Below are 25,733 nucleotides of genomic sequence, written 5' to 3'. Positions count from 1 at the left end.
GATAGATTGTAAAATAACTACGGTTAAAACCAAAACCATCGGCCGAGATAAAAAGACTAAACCAAGAAATTTTGAAAAATTTTGCGGAACTTTCGGAAATTGCTGAAATAATAAACGGTATGAGCTTAACTTTAGAAAGGTGAAATTATAGGTTGGGCAGGTTGGATGTTGGATGTTGGATGTTGAAAATTATAATACATATCAGATATCCTTGTCAATCTAATTTAATTATTTATTTAAAATTTCAAGCCTAATGGCATGAAATTTATCCATTTGTATAAATATGTTATAAAAGTATAGTGATTGCAAAAAACCATGCAACTTTTTTTGATGGTTTAATTGTTAACTTTTGTAAAGTTTAATGTAATATTACCTCTTCATTACTCGCTTAAAACCTATTTCGAAGAAACTTTAGGGGGATTTTTGGGCTTTAAAAACCCCTTTCCTCAACTTTTTTGGTTGTTTGAGTTTCGGACGTTTTGTTGTTTTGCGGTTATTTTTATACGGTGATTACGTCCGAGTTAAGAGGGTTGGCGCCAACCCTCTTTACCATCTCCCGCGGCGACCACGCAAGTGGTCACGATGTGACTGCCTTCCGCCTTTGTTCGCTCTTAACGCACTCTTCGTCAGCGCCATTGCCTTGGCAGGGCAATGATTCTTTAACGTTCTAACATGATTTTTCTTATATCTAGCTCTTTAGTTCAAGAACTAAGAAATAAGCACTAAGGATAAACGCAAACCCCATCAAGCCCGTCATCGGCGTTCGAACTGAGCATCTCAGAAGCGCGCATTATTTCACCATTCTCCCCTTTAACGGAGAACTGGCTATTACCAGTTGCATCACTCGTCCAAAAGTATATGGAGCGGAAAAAGGCATCACTGTAATGGTTTCTCATGCTCCCCCACTCCGTGAAAAACCCTGCTCCAATTTGACGCTGGTAACCATTACCTGATGACGATGGTGTAGCGCCAACGGCACCTCGACAATAATGAACTGCATCATTACAAGTCGCATTAGTTAAATCCTTAACCGCAGGCACCCGATAATCACCAATTTTTGTACACCATGATGATACACTTGAATATTTGTACTTACTCGTACCACGGCTAACGAACCACTGCTTTAACACAAAACCATACTTGACCACCGCATTACCACTGCTATCACGACCAACTAACTCAAATGTCTGCGGCAAAGTGGGTCTGTCGATTTCATCTGGATTATCTGAACTCTGTTGCTTAGAGTCTGTAACGGCAGGACCTGTTAAGGTGACTCGAACACGGGTCTTTGTTGGAGATGTCATCGTCGCCTTAATACCGCCATGCGAAACAGGCGCCCAAGATAAGTCCTGATTATTACCACCTATATCTAAATCAAAATATAAATTATGAGCACCAGTAGTTGGGAAGTTTAAACCATAAGACGATGGCGTAAATGACTGAGGAATAAAACCTTTATACTCCGTCCATATGTTAGCAGGACCGGCATAAAATCCATAACCCCAAAACAAGTTAGGTTTAACATAACAGATCACTGGCGCTGCTTTAGGATTAATATAATAAGTGGCAGTCCTTGGCTCAAAACGACTTTCATTAGGTATACCATAACGTGTTGTTAATGTACCTTCACTATTAGATAAGGTTAATTTATATGGTGCGTTACAAATATCCAGCTCTTCATTACGAGCAACAGAATCATAATTTTTATCAATAATGGATAACCTTAAACGACCGGTAGCGGTAATACCATTAACTCCTTCTCCATCACCATCATCATCCCCCCAATAATTATAAGGTGCGCTAATAAGTGAACTTAATGCAATAGAATCAGTGTCTGTTGGCATTAACATATCAATATCCGCAAAACTCTGACCAGCAACAGGTAAAATGATAGGATTGTCACTTGAATTAGTAGTTTTAGGAGTGAATGTTCTACCATCGGAAAGGGATATTCTAAGCAGAGCTTCGGTATTTGTCACCCGAGTAAGACCACCATCAAAGGTTAAATATGGGGCTGAGCCATGAATAATATTGGTCGTTTTAGTGGTTAATGCATAATTAGAAAAAGAGATAGACTGTAAAACAACCAAGGTTAATACAAAAACCATCGGCCGAAATAAAAAGGCTAAATTAAGAAATTTTGAAAAATTTTGCCGAATTTGTTGAAAAAATAAACTGCGATTAAATAATAAACGGTGTGAGCTTAACTTTAGAAAGGTTAAATTATGGGTTGGGCAGGTTTGGTGTTTGGTGTTTGGTGTTGTAAATTATAACACATATCCGACATTCCTGTCAATTAAATTAATGATTTATTTACAATTTTATACTAAAAAGTATAAAATCTATCCATTTGTATAAATATAGTTCAAAAATTATAGTGATTGAAAAAACTCGATGCAACTTATTTTAACTGTTTAATTGTTAACATTTGTAAAGAAGAACACTAATAGCTCGAAAAGAGCATCGATTATTTGCTGTTTATTAGAAATAATATACCCTTTATCCCCTCTTAAAAAATCACCATTTTTAACCTACTCAATAAGCAGTGTACTTCTTGATGTTACCCATGCCACCACTTATATATTTCTTACTACCTACACGGTAGTGAACAAAACAATTTACAAGATAATTTTTCGGGGGTATTTCTAAACTACCTACACGGCAGTGAACCAACCACATTTGTCTGTTGTAAAACAACATGATTTCTAAGCTACCTACACGGTAGTGAACGAGTCTGATCTCGAATTTTTAATCAAAATTGCTTTCTAAGCTACCTACACGGTAGTGAACTAGAATCCAATATACTATAAATGCAGTTGGCAAAAAGGCAAAGCGCAATTTTACTATTAAAAACCCTTTTTTTGAGCCATTTTTCAACATATTGATTTTTAATTATTTTATTTTAAGTTAAAAAAAAGGGTTAGCAATAAGTAGGAATTTAAGTTTCAAAAACCCCCTTTCCTCAAAATTTTTTAGTTCTTTATTTTTTAGTTGTTTGAGTTTCGGACGTTTGTTGTTTTGTGGTTGTTTCTATACGGCGGTTACGTCCGAGTTAAGAGGGTTGGCGCGAACCCTCTTTACAATCTCCCGCGGCGACCACGCAAGTGGTCACGATGTGACTGCCTTCCGCCTTCGTTCGGTCTTAACGCACCGGCTGTGATTTGCTCCTGACAAAACACAGCCTTGCCAAACATCCCTGTTTGCCATGCTAACCTCACTCAGTTGTAAGCACATTGCGAAAGTCGCTAAATTAAATACACCAAACTTATTTGCCAAAATAAACTCTTATGTTTATAGCGAGCTAATTTTAGTTTTAAAACCAATTTCGGGGAAACTTGGGCGGGATTTTTGGCTTTAAAAACCCCGTTCCTCAATTTTTTTGGTTGTTTTAGTTTCGGACGTTTTGTTGTTTTGTGGTTGTTTCTATACGGTGATTACGTCCGAGTTAAGAGGGTTGCCGCCAACCCTCTTTACAATCTCCCGCGGCGACCACGCAAGTGGTCTCGATGTGACTGCCTTCCGCCTGCGTTCGCTCTTAACGCTCCTTGCCAAACATCCCTGTTTGCCATGCTAACCTCCTCAGTTGTCAGCACATTGCCAATGTCGCGCTACAAAATCGCTTTTATCGCCCTAACGTTATTTTTCTTACCTCAGCTTCAATACCTAAGAAATAAGAAATAATAGTTAAGGATAGACACAGACTCCGCCATATGCTGAGTTGAAGCGAGGCCATTTATGTATTTGACCATAAAACCCTCGAGGAGTATAAATGGTAATCGAAAAAATCTTACCTTCCTCCGCCATATCTTGCGTACCATAAAAATACTCACTACCGAAGTTGGCAGAGTAACTGCATATATACCCCCATTCCGCGAAAAATCCACCACCAATGTGACGACGGGCAGTATTATCAGGTGACGAAGGCGTTGCACCAACTGCACCTCGACAGTCATAATGAACTGAGTTCATTCCCCGACAAGACGCATTAGTTAAATCCTTGACCTTTGGAAGACGGTATCCAATCTTATTACACCAAGATTCCATACTAGAATAGGTATAACTATCATAACCACGATTAACAAACCACTGCTTTAACACAAATCCATATTTGACCACCGCATTACCCCTACTATCACGACCGACTAACTCAAATACCTGCGGTAAAGATGGTTTGTCGATTCTACCTGGATTTTCTGAGGCCCATTGATTACGGTCTGTGACGGCAGGACCCGTTAGGGTGACTCGAACACTGGTACTTGTTGAATTGGTCATCGTCGCCTTAATACCACCATGAGAAACCGGCGCCCAAGATAAGGCCTGACTAACACCACCAATATCTAAATCAAAATACAAATTATGAGCACCAGTAGTCGGGAAGTTTAAACCATAAGACGATGGTGTAACTGACTGTGGTAGAAAACCCTTATCAGATTCCCAAACGGCAGCAGAAAGACCTTTCCATGTATAGTCAGAGAGTCTTCTGTCTCCTAGGTCAGGTCTTGCAAAACAAATCACTGGCGATGCCTTAGGATTAATATAATAAGTGGCATTACCTGCATTAAAACGACTTTCATTAGGTACCCCATAACGTGTTGTTAATCTACCGCTAGTATTAGATAAGGTTAATTTATATGGCGCTTTACCGTTACAAATAGTCGGCACTTCATTACGGGCAACAGCTTGATTATTTTTATCGACAATAGATAACCTTAAACTACCAGTAGCGGTGACACCATTAACTCCCTGACCATCGCCATCATCATCACCCCAATAATTATACGGTGTGCCAATAAGTGAACTTAATGCAATAGAATTAGTATTCCTTGGTACTAACATACCAATATCATTAAAACTCTGACCATCAACAGGTAACTCGATAGGATTTCTTTCTGAATTATTGGTTGTCGGAGTAAATGTTCTACCATCTGAAAGGGATATCCCGAGTAGCGCTTCGGTATTTGTTACCCGGGTTCGACCACCATCAAAGGTTAAATATGGGGCTGAGCCATAAATAATATTGGTCGTTTTAGTGGTTAATGCATAGTTAGAAAAAGAGATAGATTGTAAAATAACTACGGTTAATACCAAAACCATCGGCCGAGATAAAAAGACTAAACTAAGAAATTTTGAAAAATTTTGCTGAAATTTCGGGAATTGCTGAAATAATAAACTGTAGTGAAATAATAAACGGCGTGAGCTTAACTTTAGAAAGGTGAATTTATAGGTTGGGCAGGTTGTGTGTTGTGTGTTGTGTGTTGAAAATTATAATCCATATCAGATGTCCTTGTCAATCCAATTTTATGATTTATTTAAAATTTTAAGCCTAACGGCATAAAATTTATCCATTCGTATAAATATGTTATAAAAGTATAGTGATTGCAAAAAACCATGCAACTTTTTTTGATGGTTTAATTGTTAACTTTTGTAAAGGTGAATGTAATATTATGTCTTCATTACTCGCTTAAAACCTATTTCGAAGAAACTTTAGGGGGATTTTTAGGTTTCAAAAACCCCTTTCCTCAAAATTTTTTGGTTACTAGTTGATGTTATAACTAACGTTAGCGATTTATTGGCGGGATTTTGGCTTTAAAAACCCCGTTCCGCAAATTTTTTAGTTCTTTGAGTTTCGGACGTTTTGTTGTTTGGTGGCTAATTCTATACGGTGATTACGTCCGAGTTAAGAGGGTTGCCGCGAACCCTCTTTACAATCTCCCGCGGCGACCGCGCAAGTGGTCACGATGTGACTGCCTTCCGCCTTCGTTCGGTCTTAACGCACCGGCTGTGATTTGTTCCTGACAAAGCACCGCCTTGGCAAACATCCCTGTTTGCCATGCTAACCTCACTCAGTTGTCAGCACATTGCGAATGTCGCTAAATTAAATACGCCAAACTTATTTGCCAAAATAAACTTTTATGTTTATAGCAAGCTAATTTTAGTTTTAAAACCAATTTCAGTGAAATTATGGTTAGATTTAGGTTTTAAAAAACCCCGTTCCTCAAAATTTTTTAGTTCTTTATTTTTTAGTTCTTTGAGTTTCGGACGTTTTGTTGTTTTGTGGTTGTTTCTATACGGTGATTACGTCCGAGTTAAGAGGGTTGGCGCCAACCCTCTTTACAATCTCCCGCGGCGACCACGCAAGTGGTCACGATGTGACAGCCTTCCGCCTGCGTTCGCTGTTAACGCTCCTTGCCAAACATCCCTGTTTGCCATGCTAACCTCACTCTGTTATCAGCACGTTGCGAATGTCGCGCCCAAAATCGCTTTTTATCGCCCTAACACTATTTTTCTTATCCTTAGCTTCAATACCTAAGAACTAAGAAATAATAGCTAAGGATAGGTACAGACTCCGACGAGCATCGTCAAAATATCGTAATTCGCACTACCCATGTCCCAGCTAATCCCAAAAAAGGGATATTTACTATCATTCGTCTTATCACTCGTCAAATAGTAATTCATATAGTAATCAAAGTTGAAGTTGGAACCAGTGTAATCGTTCATATTCCCCCATTCCGAGAAAAATCCTGCACCAATGTGACGCATGTAACTATTAACAGGTGATGAAGGCTTTGCCCCTACTAATTCAGCTTTACCTTGACAACCCCATGCACCTGTTTCCCATGAACCTGTTCGACAAGTCGCATTAGTTAAATCCTTGACCTCTGGGAGACGATATCCAATATTATTACACCAAGATGATATACTAGAATAATCGTACCTACCTTTACCACGATTAACAAACCACTTCTGTAACTTAAATCCATATTTGACCACCGCATTACCATGACTATCACGACCGACTAACTCAAATACCTGCGGTAAAGATGGTTTGTCGATTCTACCTGGATTTTCTGATTGCCATTGCGATTTTGTAGCAACAGGACCTGTTAGGGTGACTCGAACGCGGGTACTTGTTGAATTGGTCATCGTCGCCGTAATACCACCATGAGAAACCGGAGCCCAAGATAAGGCCTGATTATTACCAACAATATCTAAATCAAAATACAAATTATTAGCACCAGTAGTCGGGAAGTTTGAACCATAAGACGATGGCGTAAATGATTTTGTTAGAAAACCCTTATCACGGTTCCATATGTTAGCAGGACCAGCAAAATTACGTTCATCTCTTACTTCGTCAATGCCCCTGTTACCGCCATATTTTAAATTAGGTCTTGCAAAACAAATCGCTGCCGTTCCCTTAGGTTTAATATAATAAGTGACATTACCTGCCGTAAAATAACTTTCATTAGGCACACCATAACGTGTTTTTAATCTACCGTTAGTATTAGATAAGGTTAGTTTATAAGGAGCTTTATCGGAACAAATAGTCAGTACTTCATTACGGGCAACAGGTTGATTAAATTTATCAACAATCGATAAATTTAAACGACCGGTAGCTGTAATACCATTAACGCCCTGACCATCGCCATCGCCATCATCATCACCCCAATAATTATACGGTGTGCCAATAAGTGAGCTTAATGCAATAGAATCAGTATCCGTTGGTACTAACATACCAATATCATTAAAACTCTGACCAACAACAGGTAACTCGATAGGATTTCTTTCTGAATTATTGGTTGTTGGAGTAAATGTTCTTCCATCAGAAAGGGATATCCCGAGTAGCGCTGCGGTATTTGTTACCCGGGTACGACCTCCATCAAAGGTTAAATAAGGTGCTGAGCCATAAATAATATTGGTCGTTGTAGTGGTTAATGCATAGTTAGAAAAAGAGATAGACTGTAAAACAACTACGGTTAATACCAAAACCATCGGCCGAAATAAAAAGGCTAAATTAAGAAATTTTGAAAAATTTTGCCGAATTTGTTGAAAAAATAAACTGCGATTAAATAATAAACGGTGTGAGCTTAACTTTAGAAAGGTTAAATTATGGGTTGGGCAGGTTGTGTGTTGTGTGTTGTGTGTTGAAAATTATAATCCATATCAGATGTCCTTGTCAATCCAATTTTATGATTTATTTAAAATTTTAAGCCTAATGGCATAAAATTTATCCATTCGTATAAATATGCTATAAAAGTATAGTGATTGCAAAAAACCATGCAACTTTTTTTGACGGTTTAATTGTTAACTTTTGTAAAGGTGAATGTAATATTATGTCTTAATTACGCCCTTAAAACCAATTTCGGAGAAAATTTAGGGGGATTTTAGGCTTTAAAAACCCCTTTCCTCAAATTTTTTTAGTTCTTTATTTTTTAGTTGTTTGAGTTTCGGACGTTTGTTGTTTTGTGGTTGTTTCTATACGGTGATTACGTCCGAGTTAAGAGGGTTGGCGCGAACCCTCTTTACAATCTCCCGCGGCGACCACGCAAGTGGTCACGATGTGACTGCCTTCCGTCTTCGTTCGGTCTTAACGCACCGGCTGTGATTTGTTCCTGACAAAGCACCGCCTTGGCAAACATCCCTGTTTGCCATGCTAACCTCTCTCAGTTGTCAGCACGTTGCGAATGTCGCTAAATAGGAAGCACTAAACTAATTTCTAAAAATAAACGTTTATTATTAGTAATAGCTGATGTTATAACTAACGTTAGCGATTTATTGGATGGATTTTTAGGCTTTAAAAACCCCGTTCCTCAATTTTTTTGGTTGTTTTTGAGTTTCGGACGTTTGTTGTTTTGTGGTTGTTTCTATACGGTGATTACGTCCGAGTTAAGAGGGTTGGCGCGAACCCTCTTTACAATCTCCCGCGGCGACCACGCAACTGGTCACTACGTGACTGCCTTCCGCCTTCGTTCGCTTTTAACGCACCGGCTGTGATTTGTTCCTGACAAAGCACCGCCTTGGCAAACATCCCTGTTTGCCATGCTAACCTCACTCAGTTGTCAGCACGTTGCGAATGTCGCTAAATTAAATACACCAAACTTATTTGCCAAAATAAACGTTTATGTTTATAGCAAGCTAATTTTAGTTTTAAAACCAATTTCGGATAAACTTGGACGGGATTTTTGGGTTTCAAAAAACCCGTTCCTCAATTTTTTGGGTTCGATAAGTTTCGGACGTTTGTTGTTTTGCGGTTATTTCTATACGGTGATTACGTCCGAGTTAAGAGGGTTGGCGCGAACCCTCTTTACCATCTCCCGCGGCGACCACGCAAGTGGTCACGATGTGACTGCCTTCCGCCTTCGTTCGCTGTTAACGCTCCTTGCCAAACATCCCTGTTTGCCATGCTAACCTCTCTCAGTTGTCAGCACATTGCGGATGTCGCACCACAAAATCGTTTTTTATCGCCCTAACATTATTTTTCTTATCCTCGGCTTCAATACCTAAGAACTAAGAAATAATAGTTAAGGATAGACACAGAGTCCGTAGGTTTTGCCGGTGGTATATACCATGTTATACACACTAGCGTCAAACCCACTAACCGCAAAGAATTGATTGTTAGAACTCGACTTATCACTCGTCAAATACTCCCTTCTGACGAAGTTGGTTCCAGTGTAATCGGGCATCCTCCCCCATTCCGTGAAAAATCCTGCACCAATATAACGCAAAAAAATATTAGCAAATGACGAAGGCGTTGCCGTTAATGCATTCATTTCATTTGCATAATTTTCACAAGCACCTGTATTCGATTGCCGACAAGACGCATTAGTTAAATCCTTGAGCTTTGGCAGACGGTATCCTCCAATCTTATTACACCAAGATTCCATACTAGAATAGTTAACCCAAGCATTACCACGATTAACAAACCACTGCTTTAACACAAATCCATATTTGACCACCGCATTACCTCTTCTATTACGACCAACTAACTCAAATGTCTGCGGTAAAGATGGTCTGTCGATTCCAACTGGATTTTCTGATTGCCATTGCGATGGTGTAGCAACAGGACCCGTTAGGGTGACTCGAACGCTGGAGTAGTTGTTGTATGAGGATGGTATATTGGTCATCGTCGCCGTAATACCACCATGAGAAACCGGCGCCCAAGATAAGGCCTGATTAGTACCAAAAATCTCTAAATAAAAAAACAAATTATTAGCACCCGTAGTCGGAAAGTTTAAACCATAAGACGATGGTGTAGCTGACTGGGTTAGAAAACCACGGCTATGGTCCCAAATGGCAGGATTATTATATATGTCCTGATGTAAGTCAGCTGGTCTTGCAAAACAAACCGCTGGCGTTTCCTTAGGTTTAATATAATAAGTGGCATTACCTGCACTAAAACGACTTTCATTAGGTACTCCATAACGTGTTTTTAATATACCTTCACTATTTGATAAGGTTAATTTATATGGAGAATAACAAATAGTCAGCACCTCATTACGGGCAACAGCTCGACCCCTTCTATCAGTAATAGATAAATTTAAACTACCGGTAGCGGTGATACCATCAATCCCCTGACCATCGCCATCATCATCTCCCCAATAATTATACGGTGTGCCAATAAGTGAGCTTAATGCAATAGAATTAGTATCCGTTGGTACTAACATACCAATATCAGCAAAACTCTGACCAGCAACAGGTAAAACGATAGGTGAACTCGAATTATTGGTTGTCGGAGTAAATGTTCTACCATCAGAAAGGGATATCCCGAGTAGCGCTTCAGTATTTGTTACCCGGGTACGACCACCATCAAAGGTTAAATAAGGTGCTGAGCCATAAATAATATTGGTCGTTGTAGTGGTTAATGCATAATTAGCAAAAGAGATAGACTGTAAAATAACCACGGTTAATACCAAAACCATCGGCCGAGATAAACAGGCTAAACCAAGAAATTTTGAAAAATTTTGCGGAAATTTCGGGAATTTTGGAAATTTTGGAAATTGCTGAAATAATAAACTGCGGTGAAATAATAAACGGTATGAGCTTAACTTTAGAGAGGTGAATTTATAGGTTGGGCAGGTTGTGTGTTGTGTGTTGTGTGTTGAAGATTATAATCCATATCAGATATCCTTGTCAATCCAATTTTATGATTTATTTAAAATTTTAAGCCTAACGGCATAAAATTTATCCATTCGTATAAATATGCTATAAAAGTATAGTGATTGCAAAAAACCATGCAACTTTTTTTGATGGTTTAATTGTTAACTTTTGTAAAGGTGAATGTAATATTATGTCTTAATTACGCGCTTAAAACCGATTTCGGAGAAACTTTTGGCGGATTTTTGGGCTTTAAAAACCCCTTTCCTCAAATTTTTTTTTGAAAATAATCGCAGTATTTATCCTGAATTTACTTTAAAAACTAGCTTTATCATATTTCGATAAACTAATTGGTTAAAGTCAATTTTTGACACTTGGGTCATCGACATGTAATTGGAATAGTTTTGAGATTAAAACCTGCTTCTTTATAAGCTTTATATCTTTCCCTTGCTAACGATTTTTGTTGGTCGTCGACAGGAACAAAATCGATAATATCACGATAAACACCGGCAAATTCGGGAAATTGTTGTTGTAGGTTTATTAATAAATGTCGTGCACCACTACTACGCTTTTGTGGCCAGCAGATTTCAACTGGCGATCCACCTTTTAACCCTTCACCAGCAAGGTTATGTGGAACAAAATCATCGGTATCAAGCTGCCATAAATATTCATCAATTCGCTCAGCTTGCGCTTGATCTTGGCAAGCAACCAGCACACGCTGTTTGCTGTGCCATGCTTCGACAATTTTTTCGCAAGCTAACTTTTCTTGAAATAATACCCCAGCATCATTAGCTGGGGCAGAGTTTTCTAGTAAATAGAAAATCACTTTTTTCATGATGTTTATCTACTTATTTTTGATCAAGTAAGTATTGAATTAACATGGCAACCGGTCGGCCTGTCGCACCTTTGTTGGCTCCTGATTTCCAAGCTGTACCGGCAATATCAAGATGGGCCCATTGATATTTTTCAGTAAAGCGTGATAAGAAACAAGCAGCAGTAATTGTACCGCCATCTCGACCACCAGCATTAACAATATCAGCGCAAGTCGATTTGATTTGTTCTTGGAAATCACTATCTATTGGTAAAGACCATGCTTTATCACCGGCTTTATTTGATGAGTTAACAAGTTGTTCCACCAATTGTGAATTGTTACCCATTACCCCTGTGTAATGATGGCCAAGAGCCACAATACAAGCGCCGGTTAATGTCGCAATATCAATGACAGTTTTTGGTTTAAAGCGTTCAACATAGGTTAAGGTATCACATAATACTAAACGGCCTTCAGCATCAGTGTTAATTACTTCAACAGTAATACCTGACATGGTCGTTAAAATATCACCTGGGCGATAAGCATTACCATCGGGCATATTTTCACAACCAGCCATTACACCGACGACATTGATTGGTAATTTGAGCTCGGCAACTGCTTGCATTACGCCAAATACGGTTGCTGCACCACACATATCATACTTCATTTCGTCCATACCAGCAGAAGGTTTAATAGATATACCGCCTGAATCGAAGGTTAATCCTTTACCAACTAAGACATAAGGCTGGGCTTTTTTGTCTTTAGCGCCATGGTATTCAATCACCGTCATAATTGATTCATTAGCAGATCCTCGCCCTACAGCTAAATAAGCATTCATGTTGAGTTTGGCTAATTCTTTTTCGCCAAAACAGGTAACTTTTAAGTTGATATATTGTTTGCCTAAGCTTTCACCCTCCTCCGCTAAATATTTGGCATTACAGACATTAGATGGCATGTTGGCAATGTTTTTAGTACTGGTAATAGCATCAGCAATAATTTGCCCTTGGAATAATTGACTTTCAACTTGGTTGATCGTCTGTTTATCGCTATAAAGTAAAGTTATTTTTTGTAAACTTGGTTGTTTTGATTTTGTTGATTTGAATTGGTCAAAACTGTAGGTTAATTCGCTGGTAATTTGTGGTAATTGCTTAGCGATTTCACCACTTATTGCTGGATTGAGAGTTAGAATATCCCAACAAATATTTTTAACTTTTTTGGTAGTTAGCTCTTTTATAGTAGCTTGAATCACTTTTTTAGCGGCATTTAAATCAAAACTTTTCGCTTCACCACATCCTACAACTAATATTTTTTGTTTGGTAGCATTGGCCGACGAATATAAAAATGTGGTTTTACCTAACTCACCACTAATATCACCTGATTTTATCAATTGGCTAATCAAACCATTATTTACGTTATCTATCTCTTTGATTAAGTTAGATTGTGTTTTGCCTGATTGGACAGTAATAACTAAACATTCTTCTTTTTGTTTAATGATAGATGTACTGTTTTTGATTGCGTATTGCATAGGGTTCTCTTGTAAGATATTGAATGTGAATAGTAACATTTTATCGGTTCATTAAACGATAGCAACAAAAAGATAACGAAATAGCGCAAATCGGATTATAATAGTGGGATTTGATAAGACGGATAGATAGGTAAAAACGTGATAATTCGCCGATATTTAATTAAAGAGACAATGAAAACTCAAGGAGCAATATTGTTTATATTATTGCTGATTTTCTTTTCTCAAAAATTAATAAAAATTTTATCCAGCGCAATCGATGGTAGCATTCCTCGAGATTTGATTATGCCATTATTAGTGTTAGGTGTATCAAATATGGCTGATCTTATCTTGCCATTAAGTCTTTTTTTAGGTGTGCTTGTTACCTTTGGCCGGCTTTATTCTGATAGTGAGATGGTCGCGATGCATGCTTGTGGTGTAAAAAAGAGACTTAACTATCAAGTCGTATTTTTACTTTGTGTAATGACATGTACGTTAACTGCACTTAATAGTCTTTGGTTTGGCCCTTGGTCAAGCGTAAAACAAGATCAATTAGTTGAGAATGCAAAAATTAATCCAAGTTTAGCCGGCCTACTTGCAGGACAATTTCAACAAACACCGGATGGCAATTCAGTCATTTATATTGGCAATGTCGATAACAACAAGTTAGACAATGTATTTATTGCCCAGATCAATCCTAGAAATAATCAGCGCCCTTCTATCATTATTGCCAATAAAGGAAAAACAGCCGAAGACGCCGATGGTAATCAAATTATTACCCTTGAAGATGCTAATCGTTATGAAGGTACTGCCCAGCTAAAAGATTTTCGTATATCAAATTTTCATAACTATTTGGGGATCATAAAACCTAAAGAGTTAGATACAAATGTTGATGATGATAAAGCTGATGTGCAACAATTAGGGTTATTTGAACTATTGCAGAATCCTAGTGCGAAAACCCGAGCAGAATTTTATTGGCGCTTGACGCTAATTATTTCGGTTCCTTTAATGGCTTTTTTAGTCATCCCATTAAGTGTTTCAAATCCTAGGCAAGGTAGACTGGCACAGATTTTACCAGCACTATTACTTTATCTAGTCTATTTTTTACTTTCTAGTTCGATTAGAGCTAATGCCGGCAAAGGCCGACTAGATCCTGCTTTGTGGTTTTATCTCATTAATATGGGTTATTTTATTCTAGCTTTAATCTTAAATTGTTGGGATAACTTATTTATGCGTAAACTTCGTTTAAAATATAGTGCATTATAAGGGGAAAACGATGTTTTCGATTTTAGACCGTTATATTGGTAAAACTATTTTAAATACTATTGGAATTTGCTTATTTTTGTTAATTAGTCTTTCCGGTATTATTCGTTTTATAGATCAGCTCAGAAAAATAAAAGAAGATTATGATGCATTTTCCGTTGGTTTCTATTCTCTACTTATGGTGCCAAAAGATTTAGAAGTATTTTTTCCTATGGCGGCTCTATTAGGAGGTTTAATCGGTTTAGGCATATTAGCCTCACGCAGTGAGCTAATTGTCATGGAGACATCGGGCTTTAGTCGCTTTAAAATTGCTTTAGCTGTCATGAAAACTGCCTTACCTTTAGTTATTTTAACTATGGCCATTGGCGAATGGGTTGCACCAATTAGTGAGCAAACGGCTCGCAATATGCGTTCAGAAAGACTTTATGGTAATTCATTATTAGCTCGGCAAGGTAGTTTATGGGCTAAAGATGGTAATGACTATGTCTATATTGGTCATGTTGATAATGACAGTTCAATATCTAATATTGATATTTATAGCGTGGATAAAAATAAACTGCTTTCGATCACCCATGCTAACAGAGGTGTCTTTGAAAATGATGTTTGGACTCTGTCAGAAATTGAAAAAAATGACTTAACCAATCCCGAACAAATAACGAGTATCAATTCGTTAACAATGCAATGGAAAACCAATATTACTCCCGATAAATTAAGTATTGTCGCCTTTGATCCAGACTCTTTATCTGCATCTGGTTTATACCAATATTCGCAGTATTTGAAAGATTCTGGGCAAGATACCAAATATTATGACCTATTATTTTGGAAAAAACTGATTAAACCTGTGTCAGTAGCGGTGATGTTACTTTTGGCTTTATCTTTCATTTTTGGCCCATTACGTAGTGTTTCAATGGGGGTTAGAGTGATTATTGGTATTAGTTTTGGATTTATTTTCTATATTGCCGATAATCTTTTTGCTCAAGTCAGTATTGTAATGGGGATCTATCCTATTGTAGGTTCAATGCTAACCAGCTTAGTATTTTTATTAATTAGCTATATTTTATTTAAGCGCAAAAATTAGCTTATTTATGAAAATTATCATTGCTTATTAAAAATGGTATTGGCATATACGATGATCTGAGATATGCCAATATTATCTTTCATATCAATCAAGTAAAACGTTCTCAACAAATATAGAAAAATCTACTCATATATTTGTTAATTTTAAGTAGCGATTCATTAAATTGATTTAGTTAAACAACCTTAAATATTCACCATAACCTTGCGTTTCAAGTTCTTCTTTTGGAATAAATTTCAACGCAGCAGAATTAATGCAATAACGTAATCCACCTAACGCTGCAGGGCCATCAGTGAATACATGACCAAGATGGGAGTCAGCCTCTGATGAACGCACTTCTATCCGGTTCATGCCGTGACTGTTATCTTCTTTTTCTATAATTTGTTGCTGATTAATCGGTTTAGAAAAACTGGGCCAACCACAGCCAGAATCAAACTTATCTAATGACGTGAATAGAGGTTCCCCTGAGACAATATCAACATAGATACCTTCCCGATGGTTGGCATTGTATTGGTTGTCAAATGGGGGCTCAGTGCCATTTTGTTGAGTAACATGATATTGCATAGGTGTTAATGCTGCTATAGCCTTATCTTTCATTGATTTATTCATGATTTATCTGCCTCACGTTACGTTATAGATGCTATTAATATTAGTAATTTTAAGTTGATATTAGTCGTTACGGCTCAACATCGATTGCAATACTTTATCTTTAAGCCAAAAATAATGATACAACGCACCTAATATATGAATAATAACCAATATTGCTAAAGCGTAAGCAGTGATTAGATGCATTGAATGAAACATTTGATGTAGGTTATTTGACATATCAATAGCAGGAATCGATATTAACCCAAAAACATTAAGATCTCTCCCACTCATTAAATACCCCGATAAAGGCACAATAAATAGTAACAGATAGATAAATCCTTGAGTAGATTTAGACAATATCCGTTGTAGTTTTTGTTCTTTAGGTAAAACATCAGGTACACCTTGGTCTCGAATTACTATTATTCGCCATACCGTTAATAGCCAAACAACAACGCCCAAAGATTTATGCAATAAATAAACAATTGGCATACCGCCTAAAATATTCGACATTGTCACTTTAGCTAAAAGCAGTAAAGTGACAATCACGATCAACAAAGCTGATGACCAATGGATCCATTTTTGTTTACTGCTATACTGCGGATAACTTTGCATTGCTTACTCACTTTTTGTTGCTGGCTTATCTTGCCAATTGTCAGCAATAAAATTGGCTCGTCCAGATAAGCGATAATAACGATTGTAATGTTCGGGTTGTTTTTTATAGTAATCTTGGTGGTAATCTTCAGCTGGATAAAACGTTGTTGCCGGCTCTATAGCAACATTAATTGGATGATTAAATCGTTTACTTTCTTCTAATGCTTGTTTAGATGCGATTGCTTGCTGCTGTTGAAATTTATTATGATAAAAAATTACAGGTCGATAAGAATCTCCCCGATCAGCAAACTGCCCTTGTGAATCAGTTGGATCTATTTGTTGCCAAAAAATGTCGAGTAATTTTTTATAGCTGATCATAGTTGGGTCAAAGGTTATCTGTACCGCTTCAGTATGGCCAGTATTGCCGTGGCAAACTTGTTGATAAGTGGGATTTACCGTGTGGCCTCCCGTATACCCAGAAATCACACTAATCACTCCTTCATATTTGTCGAAAGGTTTTACCATACACCAAAAACAACCACCGGCAAATGTTGCTTGTTCATATTGTTGCATAAAAACCTCCAATTAAATGATTTTAATAGAAATGATCTTTATTTTAAAACACAACACTTACTTTTGCTTGCTAGCTATGCGGTTATATTACTTGAAACTGGTCAAATAATCACCATATTATTAATCTAATGTAATTGTTTAGGAGGTGAAATAATGGCTAGTGGCTGGGCATCTGATGATGCTGTTAACCAACAAATCGAAAGCACAATTATTGATGCTATTGAACTTGCCAGACGCCAACTAAAACACGATAAACCAAGTGCTGATTTTTGTGTTGAATGTGGTGATGCAATTGCTAAAGCAAGACAACTTGCTTTGCCTGGCGTACAATACTGTGTTAATTGCCAACAAGAAATGGATAAGCAATTGGCTAAGTCGGCAATCTTATATAACCGTCGTGGCAGTAAAGATAGTCAACTTCGATAATCTATCTGTTGATGGGAGGGAGAGAATGGTCCCTCCCTTTATTATTGTTTACTGTTATTAATTATTTTTTATTATCATGTTCAGCTTTACGCACTTCATCATAGGGATAAACTAATAATTTATCGTCAAACCATTCAGCACAAAAAATATCTTTGATATCTTTATATCCTTGTTTTTTAATTTCATGCTTAAGCCAAGTTTCACTTTTATGTAATTGTTCAAGATTGTCTTGGCTAATAGCTCCATTTTCAATCACCAATACCGCGATATCTTTGTCACCTTTTTTGATAATGGTTAGTGATCCATTTAATTCGTACCAAACTTGTTTTAATTCACTAAATGCACAAATACCTTGAATATTAACCAATGTTTCGAAATCTCTAACCGGTAGATTCGCTTTAATAAAATTTTCAGAGAGTAGATGACCATTTTTAACCAGTTGTATCGGTTCTCCGTCGATAGCATCACGTAATTTTGAGTTTTTAGATTTGATGAATCGAACTAAAATAAGCAGTCCCGCCCAAATCGCTACGGCTCCAGCTGATTCCCACGCTGAAACATTAGCATTGAGTAACGTTCCCCCTACCAACGCACCAATAACCATGCTACCAACTTGATCTAATTGCGACATCGGCGCTATTTGGCTTTTACCTGATAATTTAACGTAAATCAGTAAAATAATAAGTGCAACTAAGAATTTTGGTGCCATTTCGAGTAAATACATTACTAACCTCCTAGTGTCGATCTAATTTAAACGACCAATGTTTTTGGCGTAATTGGATTAATAACAGTTAACAAGATGTATCAGGAACTAAATTTTTATTTATTTGAAACAAACGACAAATTGTTTTTTAATAGTGAGATATATATGAGAGCAGTGCTATTCTACTCTAAAAAGGAATTTAAAAAAATGATACTTGCAATAGATGTTTACTATTTTGATGATAAAGCGAAAACCGTCGGTATTTTGTTTGAGCAATTTACTGATAGTATTAAGGAGATAAAATCCGTTATCACTGATTACCAATCAAATGTTGCCCCATATCAATCAGGCCAATTTTATCAACGTGAATTACCTTGTATATTAGCGTTATTGTCTCAGGTCGATCTCAATACAATTGATGCGATTATTGTTGACGGTTATGTTCATTTAAATGACGGTAAGCTTGGTTTAGGTGGTCATCTATATCAAACTCTTGATAAAAAGATACCGATTATTGGTGTTGCTAAAAAGTCCTTTGCTGATAATAGTCAATATGTGATAGAAGTGACACGCGGCCAAAGTAATAAGCCGTTATATGTCACGTCATTAGGAACAGCATTAACCAAAGCAGCACAAGACATTAAATCGATGGCAGGCAAACATCGCATGCCAGATTTACTTACCTACTTAGATCAACAAACTAAGTTGTTTAAATTTGAGTAGCCTTCTGTTCACTAACAATAGATTAAGACTCTTTTTTACTACTGAACAATGCCAACCAATAAATTGGCCAATGAGTTTTATTGAAAAGATTATTAATTATATAAGCAATAGCAACTAATATTACTGCGCCAGACAACACCGGAAATAAAAGAAAAGTAAAATCATAATCTATTTTATCCGCTGTTAGTAAAATAACCAATGGATTAGCACCGGCTGGTGGATGCACCGCTCGAAAATATTGCATTGCAACAATTGCAACCCCCACGGCTGACGCAGCAACAATCATATCGTTACCGAATAGTTTGAGAAAAACTAGCCCAACAAAAGCCGATATCAAATGGCCAAAGATAACATTTCTTGGTTGCGCTAATGGCGACTGAGATACGGCAAACAATATCACACAACTAGCCCCAAATGGCGCCATGATATAAGTGTAACCAGTTAAATGGCTTAAGCCAATAAGACACAATATAGAAACAAAACCACCTATCAAGCTTTGCAATAATTCAATATTTTTAGGCTTTGTCGGTAACTTTTCCTTGCTGAAAAAAAATGATTTCATTATTCTTTTATCCTATTAAATGAGTAAAATATATGTACAACACCAAAAATGAACAACTCTGTACACATTCATGTTAGTACAGATCTGTTCATATATCAAACTCTTTGGATCAAAAATGAAAAAAACACCTAAATTAATAGCGTATACCGCCGAACAACTCTTTTATCAAAAAGGGTTTGCTAATGTCGGAGTTGATGAGATACGAGACCAATCAGGTTGCTCTAAAACAACGCTATATAAACATTTTGGTAATAAAGATAACTTAATTTTTGAGGTTTTGAAGATAAGGAATTTGCGCTTTCAACAAGATCTTAGCACGGCGATTAAAGATCTCGACCAAAATGATGCAATCATTCAGATATTCAAATGGCACCTAACTTGGTTTAAGCAAGATAATTTTAATGGCTGTTTATTTATAAGAGCAAACGAAGAGCTTCATCATGATCAGGCTATCAAGCAACTAGCAATTGAACATAAAGAATTTATTCGTCAACTCATTAGTCAACAACTCCCTCAAACACCACAACATATAACTTTAACGAACCAATTAATGGTAATATTAGAAGGATTACTTAATATTAGTGTTGTCTACAAAGATGATAAAACACTTTATGATGCGATGATTAATGATAGTTTTGCTTTAATTACCAGTCTTCTTTGTAACTAATAGGTAAACATACTCAATTTTATAGCTATTAAAGTAATTATGAATGTGAATAATAAATTAGAATTTACTGAAAATATTATCCAAATTAAGTTAAATAATATCGAATAATTATTGATTATAGAAAACGAACCTTATTCAAAGGATGCAAGCAGTTATTTTGCATATTTTTATTAGCCAACAAATATGCAAAATTTTATAATTTAATTTATATCTATTATTTTCAAAGCAGTATTGAGAGAATCCTAAAACATTTTATTCATTATAGAGTTTATAGCTTTTTATCCATTTATCGATCGCTTCTTGATAATTGCTAATATCATACTGTTTAGCATTAATAATCGATGAACATCTATTATGCGGAAATAATAGATAACTATAATCTAAACTTAAATCTTCTCTACCTTTTTTTTCATTATCTTTTATTTGAGCGTAAATATTATCCATTGCTTTTGGGGGATCTTCTTTATCATCAAGATAATCTCTAGACATACCCCAAAACGCTGATAAAGAATATGCTCTTGCTGGCATTTGCTCTAAAAAATCTCTATAACATTGTGCATAAATTTCACAATATGAATAATGATTAGCTTCACAATATCTGGCCGCCTCAATAGTTATAGAGTCTCGCTGTCTTTTATCTATATCCCCATAAATACAACCAGATAATAATATTACTGTTGCTAAAAGAGAAAAACTGTAACCTAATATTCTCATAAATAAATCCTAATTATCCAATATCATCTTGATATGGCCTTATTTAACTGCTTTTATAGCATACCCTAAATTAATCGTATAATTGCTAACAAATTTTTGATATTTTTGTGGAGTTTTTTTAAGATCTGTAATTATAATCAACACAATTATTAATCTAACGTCCAGCATTGGTTGCTTTAGATTGGTTAATGATTTCTAATTAAAGCGTTCAACTCAAATAATATTAATACTTTTTTATATTAAAATTCCTATTACCTATCTAAATTTTTCATTATTATTTTGCTTTTGTTTTCGTATAACATTTTATCAATATGATATTGATGACGAGTAATATCATATGATTTAGCATTAATTATTGAGGAGCATTGATTATGAGGATATAACATAACGCTATAATTGAAAATAGAATTTTTATCACTCTTTTCTTCACTATCTTTTAATTTAGAGTAGATGATATCCATTGGATTTTTCTGCATATTAAACGTATTTTGTTCCGATTCCGGCATGATATTAGATAGTAATTTGAGTGTATATTGCGCGCTTTCATTCAATTGATTGAAAATATTGATATAGCATTTGCCATAGATTTCACAGTAAGAATAATTGTTAGCCTGACAAGATTTAGTCAATTTATCCTTAATCTCAATTCCAGCTTTTTCCTCTAACTTTTCATAATTTGAACTACATGCACTAAGTAATAACAATGGTGCTAGAATAACAATTTTACACCTTAATATATTCATTTTAATCTCCGTTTAAATTTTCATTCTTTGCCCAAAGGATGAAAACAGTTATTTCCCTAATTTTTATTAGCCAACAAATATGTATAATTTTATAATTTAATTTATATCTATTACTTTCCGGGCTCTATTGAGAAAATCCTAAAACATTTTATTCATTATAGAGTTTATAGCTTTTTATCCCTTTATCGATCGCTTCTTGATAATTACTAATATCATACTGTTTAGCATTAATAATCGATGAACATCTATTATGCGGAAATAATAGATAACTATAATCTAAACTTAAATCTTCTCTACCTTTTTTTTCATTATCTTTTATTTGAGCGTAAATATTATCCATTTCTTTTGGGGCTTCTTTATCATCAAGATAATCTCTAGACATACCCCAAAACGCTGATAAAGAATCTGTCATTGCTGGCATTTGCTCTAAAAAATCTCTATAACATTGTGCATAAATTTCACAATATGAATAATGATTAGCTTCACAATATCTGGCCGCCTCAATAGTTATAAAGTCTCGCTGTCTTTTATCTATATCCCCATAAATACAACCAGTTAATAATATTACTGTTGCTAAAAGAGAAAAACTGTAACCTAATATTCTCATAAATAAATCCTAATTATCCAATATCATCTTGATATGTCCTTATTTAACTGTTTTTATAGCATATTCTAAATTAATTGTTAATCATGAATTTTTCATACTCTTCTTTAAAATCAATAAGATCAACAATTCGGTATTTTCTATTTTCATGATTATATAACAACGCCCACCAAAACGAATTCGAATTGTTATTTTGTATTTGTCGTAATTCACCATTTTTTTGTTTATAAAAAAAAGTTGTATCATCATGCTTAATTAAATAGGGTTGATGTATGTCTGATAAATAATCGTAAATTAACGATCTATAATAATTGACATCATCGACCATAACAGAAAAATCGTCTCCGTCTCCGATTTGAGTAACAAATGCTCGATTTTGGTTATATGTTTGTTGCTAATGATCCAGATAGTCATCGTTTAAGGGGTTGCGCCACTGATACGTCAAATTTTGCGTAATATAACAAAGGAAGTTTTAACTCAAAGTAGGACTTTTTGTACACCAATAATCGTGACTTACTAGAGTCCTTATAGAAAGTATGCTTATCATGCATACTTTTATTGAATTATTTAAGGAAATCGAGATTTTATAAATGTCAGGATCTCCTTTGCTTGTGTTGCAGTGTTTAATATTTCATAAAAATCAGGCATTTCAAGCAAAGCAACCAGCTCTGACATTGCGTTGATATGGCTGGTCTTATTAACTGCTGCTAAAGTAAAAATATATTGTGTAGGAATTTTATCATTCTTAAAAATAATTGGTTTTTTTAATACCGTTATACTTAACGACAAAGAGTTAACACCATCTTCTGGTTTAGCATGAGCAAGAGAGACATTTTTGGTTATCAAAAAACTGGTTCTATTTGAATTAACATTTTCAATAATTTTCTCTATGTAACTTCGGTTGATATAGTTCTTTTGTAATAATGGCAATGCAGCTGTAAATAAGGCACTTTGCCAATCATTAGCAGAGACATTTATTTGAATCAAATCTTCTTGGATCAAATGGCGAATGCCTAAACTTTGATTTTCTATGGTGGTATTTTTATCTGTTTTATAAAAATACTGATAAAGCTCTTTTTTAATACCATTTTCATTGGAAATTGTACCGTATTTTTTAAAAATATCGAGCAAGTCAGTTATTTTTGGATAGGTCAAATAAGAGTTAATTTGCGAATAAACGCGTTCCAGCAATAAATACTCTTCTTCATCGGACATGATTGGCGATACGATAAAAAACGGTTTATTTTGGTTATAAAAAACCAAATTATTTACAGTACTAAAGATTATATCGAAAAAATTGGTCAGCTCTAAGGCTTCGGCAGTTTCCATTGGCCCTAAAAATAGAAAATCAGGGAAAAGAAACTTTAATCTATTATAGACAATTGAAGAACTGCCAATACCATTTTGACAAATAATTACGGCAACGATTTGCTGATTAGTTGATATTTTATTTTCGTCGAGAATTGCCGCAAAATAGATGGTTAAAAAAGATATTTCATCATCTGGAATATCATTATTGATGATCGGATAGATAACTTTTAAGGTTTCTTTTACAATCAAAAATAGTTTATTAAACTCTTCTTTTACTTTATCTAAAATTGGATTAATGATTGGCAAACGAAAAAGTATTCGGTAATAAGCGGGTCTAAAATGGCTATAGAGTTTTTTCGAAATATCATCATTGTTATCAAATTTTATGCCTAAAAGCTGTTCAAATCTCGATAGAATAATTTGTACAATATTTAAAATCAGCTCCTGATCTACTGTCTTGATATCACGATTCCCTACCGAATTGCCCAGTAGTAGAGAAGTTAAGTATTGCACTTCATAACTGTTATCATCTATTTTATATAATTTCAGCAATTCTGATGATATATGATACTCTTTCAACTTTATTATGATTTTATTTGGCATTGAAATAACCGGAATATATTCCAGCTTTTTAGTCATTCTTGGCAATAGGAATATCACTGTATAGATAAATTCTTTTTTCCGCTTTTCACCTAATAAAATTTCATTTTTTAGCATAATTTCATTGATATCGTTTTTGATATCAAGGTAGTCAACCTTCTCTTGGTTTAAGAAAAGATCATATAAGAATGTATCATCTAAATTATTGGATAAATCTTTGAGTAAATTTCTGAGAAAAAAATTACGGATCGATAATTCATCTCCAACTAACGAATAACCTTTTTCTCTAGTATAAGTGATTAAAATGTCTTCGGAACTTAATAAAAGTTCTAGTTGTTTGATATCATTGTTTAAAGTTGTTTTACTAATATTTAATGCTGATAAAAAATGTAATGAAGAAAGATAAGTATTTACATGATAGAGCAACATTAAAAAAATATATTTTTGTCTTTCCTCTGTTGAAAAAATATAATTTTTGCCAATTTTTCCGTTAATTAAATTCTTTATTAGAAACGCTTTACTTTTATCAGGCAAAGAGTAATACAGAGCATTTTGAACAACCACACTTTGTTCATTTGAAGAGAGGTATGCATTAATTTTTAAAATTGAATAATGTAATTGTCGTTTAGTTATATTCAATAAATTCAATAAATACTCCTGATCACAAGATTTTTCAATCAAAGTGAGGATAATTTTCTTTGAATTTAAGTCAATCATACCTTCTTCCTTACTAAAAATATCAATGAATTACATAATTTATTAGTAATATCACGGATGTTTTTCCTTATATTTCTTTAATGCATTTGCAAGGCTAATTGCATTTTTACTTATTTCCTCAACCGGTCCTTTAGTTAATAAGGAGCCAATACCAATACACTCAATATCCGTATTGAGCCAATCATCAACATTTTCTAACGTAACGCCACCCGAAGACATAATAGGCACATAAGGCATCGGTGTTTTAATGATATTAACTAAAGATTTGCCATAATAATTTGAAATAGGAAAAGCTTTGATCATAGCCGCACCATTCTCTAAAGCCGTGACAATTTCCGTCATGGTGGTACAACCGGGCATATAGGGGATTTGATAACGATTGCATATTTTACATACTGCTTCACTATAATTAGGTGCTATGATAAATTTGGCGCCAGCAAGAATTGCTAATCGGGCGGTTTCACTATCCAGTACTGTCCCTGCACCAACTAGAATTTTGTCACCGTATTCTTGGTTAAGTTGCTGAATTATTTGCCCAGCATTATTGTTTGTGTAACTAATTTCTACACAATCAATACCACCGGCTAAAATACCCTCAATGATTTCTTGTGCTCTTTTGAATGTTTCAACTCTAGCTATCACTAAAAATTTACTTTGTTCTAACCGAGTAAGTATATTGGTTTTAAACATGA

21 protein-coding genes are annotated in these 25,733 nt (G+C 35.3%); 5 read left to right on the top strand and 16 right to left on the bottom strand.

The features are described from left to right. Positions 1-722: 722 nt before the first annotated feature. From H3U97_RS09880 to H3U97_RS09855, 6 genes are all read right to left on the bottom strand, one after another. Positions 723-2,108: a hypothetical protein gene (locus H3U97_RS09880; protein ID WP_198198833.1), complete on the bottom strand. Its 1,386-nt coding sequence runs from the start codon at positions 2,106-2,108 to the stop codon at positions 723-725. Positions 2,109-3,684: 1,576 nt separating this feature from the next. Then, positions 3,685-5,094 (bottom strand): hypothetical protein, encoded by a 1,410-nt coding sequence (locus H3U97_RS09875; protein ID WP_198198832.1) that lies wholly within the window; start codon positions 5,092-5,094, stop codon positions 3,685-3,687. Between the two features lie 1,233 nt (positions 5,095-6,327). Beyond that, positions 6,328-7,770, bottom strand: a complete 1,443-nt coding sequence (locus H3U97_RS09870; RefSeq protein WP_198198831.1) for a hypothetical protein — start codon at positions 7,768-7,770, stop codon at positions 6,328-6,330. A gap of 1,529 nt (positions 7,771-9,299) precedes the next feature. Beyond that, a complete protein-coding gene (locus tag H3U97_RS09865; protein WP_198198830.1) occupies positions 9,300-10,697 on the bottom strand; it encodes a hypothetical protein in 1,398 nt (465 codons plus the stop codon). A 554-nt stretch (positions 10,698-11,251) separates the two neighbouring features. Further along, complete coding sequence (locus tag H3U97_RS09860) at positions 11,252-11,707, bottom strand: DNA polymerase III subunit chi (protein ID WP_198198829.1); 456 nt, start codon at positions 11,705-11,707, stop codon at positions 11,252-11,254. Positions 11,708-11,720: 13 nt separating this feature from the next. Continuing rightward, the gene (locus H3U97_RS09855) at positions 11,721-13,205 is read right to left on the bottom strand and encodes a leucyl aminopeptidase (protein WP_198198828.1); all 1,485 of its coding nucleotides are present in this window, start codon (positions 13,203-13,205) and stop codon (positions 11,721-11,723) included. 138 nt (positions 13,206-13,343) lie between these two features. Between H3U97_RS09855 and lptF the strand changes: the two genes are divergently transcribed. Together lptF and lptG are read left to right on the top strand one after the other, a co-directional pair. Then, positions 13,344-14,447: an LPS export ABC transporter permease LptF gene (gene lptF / locus H3U97_RS09850; RefSeq protein WP_034903211.1), complete on the top strand. Its 1,104-nt coding sequence runs from the start codon at positions 13,344-13,346 to the stop codon at positions 14,445-14,447. A 10-nt stretch (positions 14,448-14,457) separates the two neighbouring features. Next, positions 14,458-15,522, top strand: a complete 1,065-nt coding sequence (gene lptG / locus H3U97_RS09845) for an LPS export ABC transporter permease LptG (RefSeq protein ID WP_065578073.1) — start codon at positions 14,458-14,460, stop codon at positions 15,520-15,522. 168 nt (positions 15,523-15,690) lie between these two features. Here the strand turns inward: lptG and msrB are convergent, their stop codons facing one another. The 3 genes from msrB to msrA form a co-directional block, all read right to left on the bottom strand. Beyond that, positions 15,691-16,116 (bottom strand): peptide-methionine (R)-S-oxide reductase MsrB, encoded by a 426-nt coding sequence (gene msrB / locus H3U97_RS09840; RefSeq protein WP_370545688.1) that lies wholly within the window; start codon positions 16,114-16,116, stop codon positions 15,691-15,693. A 72-nt stretch (positions 16,117-16,188) separates the two neighbouring features. After that, on the bottom strand, positions 16,189-16,719 hold the full coding sequence (locus tag H3U97_RS09835) for a cytochrome b (protein WP_198198827.1): 531 nt from the start codon (positions 16,717-16,719) through the stop codon (positions 16,189-16,191). 3 nt (positions 16,720-16,722) lie between these two features. Then, positions 16,723-17,271 carry a peptide-methionine (S)-S-oxide reductase MsrA gene (gene msrA, locus H3U97_RS09830; protein ID WP_198192744.1) on the bottom strand — a complete coding sequence of 183 codons (549 nt, stop codon included), beginning with the start codon at positions 17,269-17,271 and terminating at the stop codon, positions 16,723-16,725. Positions 17,272-17,424: 153 nt separating this feature from the next. Between msrA and H3U97_RS09825 the strand changes: the two genes are divergently transcribed. After that, on the top strand, positions 17,425-17,697 hold the full coding sequence (locus H3U97_RS09825) for a DksA/TraR family C4-type zinc finger protein (RefSeq protein WP_086319983.1): 273 nt from the start codon (positions 17,425-17,427) through the stop codon (positions 17,695-17,697). A 61-nt stretch (positions 17,698-17,758) separates the two neighbouring features. Here H3U97_RS09825 and H3U97_RS09820 read toward each other — a convergent pair whose 3' ends face one another. Continuing rightward, positions 17,759-18,421, bottom strand: coding sequence for a DUF421 domain-containing protein (locus H3U97_RS09820; RefSeq protein WP_065613095.1), 663 nt, complete (start codon positions 18,419-18,421; stop codon positions 17,759-17,761). Between the two features lie 144 nt (positions 18,422-18,565). Between H3U97_RS09820 and H3U97_RS09815 the strand changes: the two genes are divergently transcribed. Further along, the gene (locus tag H3U97_RS09815) at positions 18,566-19,123 is read left to right on the top strand and encodes an endonuclease V (protein ID WP_370545686.1); all 558 of its coding nucleotides are present in this window, start codon (positions 18,566-18,568) and stop codon (positions 19,121-19,123) included. Between the two features lie 22 nt (positions 19,124-19,145). On the opposite strand, the gene H3U97_RS09810 is transcribed toward H3U97_RS09815, so the two are convergent. Beyond that, a complete protein-coding gene (locus H3U97_RS09810; protein WP_034903186.1) occupies positions 19,146-19,685 on the bottom strand; it encodes an HPP family protein in 540 nt (179 codons plus the stop codon). 115 nt (positions 19,686-19,800) lie between these two features. Between H3U97_RS09810 and H3U97_RS09805 the strand changes: the two genes are divergently transcribed. Next, positions 19,801-20,352 carry a TetR/AcrR family transcriptional regulator gene (locus H3U97_RS09805; protein WP_198198825.1) on the top strand — a complete coding sequence of 184 codons (552 nt, stop codon included), beginning with the start codon at positions 19,801-19,803 and terminating at the stop codon, positions 20,350-20,352. A gap of 252 nt (positions 20,353-20,604) precedes the next feature. Here the strand turns inward: H3U97_RS09805 and H3U97_RS09800 are convergent, their stop codons facing one another. From H3U97_RS09800 to H3U97_RS09780, 5 genes are all read right to left on the bottom strand, one after another. Continuing rightward, on the bottom strand, positions 20,605-21,066 hold the full coding sequence (locus H3U97_RS09800) for a hypothetical protein (protein WP_065578065.1): 462 nt from the start codon (positions 21,064-21,066) through the stop codon (positions 20,605-20,607). Between the two features lie 251 nt (positions 21,067-21,317). Next, positions 21,318-21,809 (bottom strand): hypothetical protein, encoded by a 492-nt coding sequence (locus tag H3U97_RS09795; protein WP_065578064.1) that lies wholly within the window; start codon positions 21,807-21,809, stop codon positions 21,318-21,320. Between the two features lie 148 nt (positions 21,810-21,957). Continuing rightward, the gene (locus H3U97_RS09790; protein WP_086319986.1) at positions 21,958-22,416 is read right to left on the bottom strand and encodes a hypothetical protein; all 459 of its coding nucleotides are present in this window, start codon (positions 22,414-22,416) and stop codon (positions 21,958-21,960) included. A gap of 564 nt (positions 22,417-22,980) precedes the next feature. Further along, a complete protein-coding gene (locus H3U97_RS09785; protein WP_065578062.1) occupies positions 22,981-25,041 on the bottom strand; it encodes a BglG family transcription antiterminator in 2,061 nt (686 codons plus the stop codon). A gap of 51 nt (positions 25,042-25,092) precedes the next feature. Then, entirely contained in the window at positions 25,093-25,731 is a 639-nt protein-coding gene (locus H3U97_RS09780) for a ketohydroxyglutarate aldolase (protein WP_198198824.1), read from the bottom strand. Positions 25,732-25,733 lie beyond the last annotated feature (2 nt).

This window comes from Gilliamella sp. W8128, assembly GCF_016100545.1.
GTDB lineage: Bacteria > Pseudomonadota > Gammaproteobacteria > Enterobacterales > Orbaceae > Gilliamella > Gilliamella apis.
The sequence above is the reverse complement of the archived record's forward strand: the minus strand, read 5'-3'. Positions and strand labels throughout refer to the sequence as shown.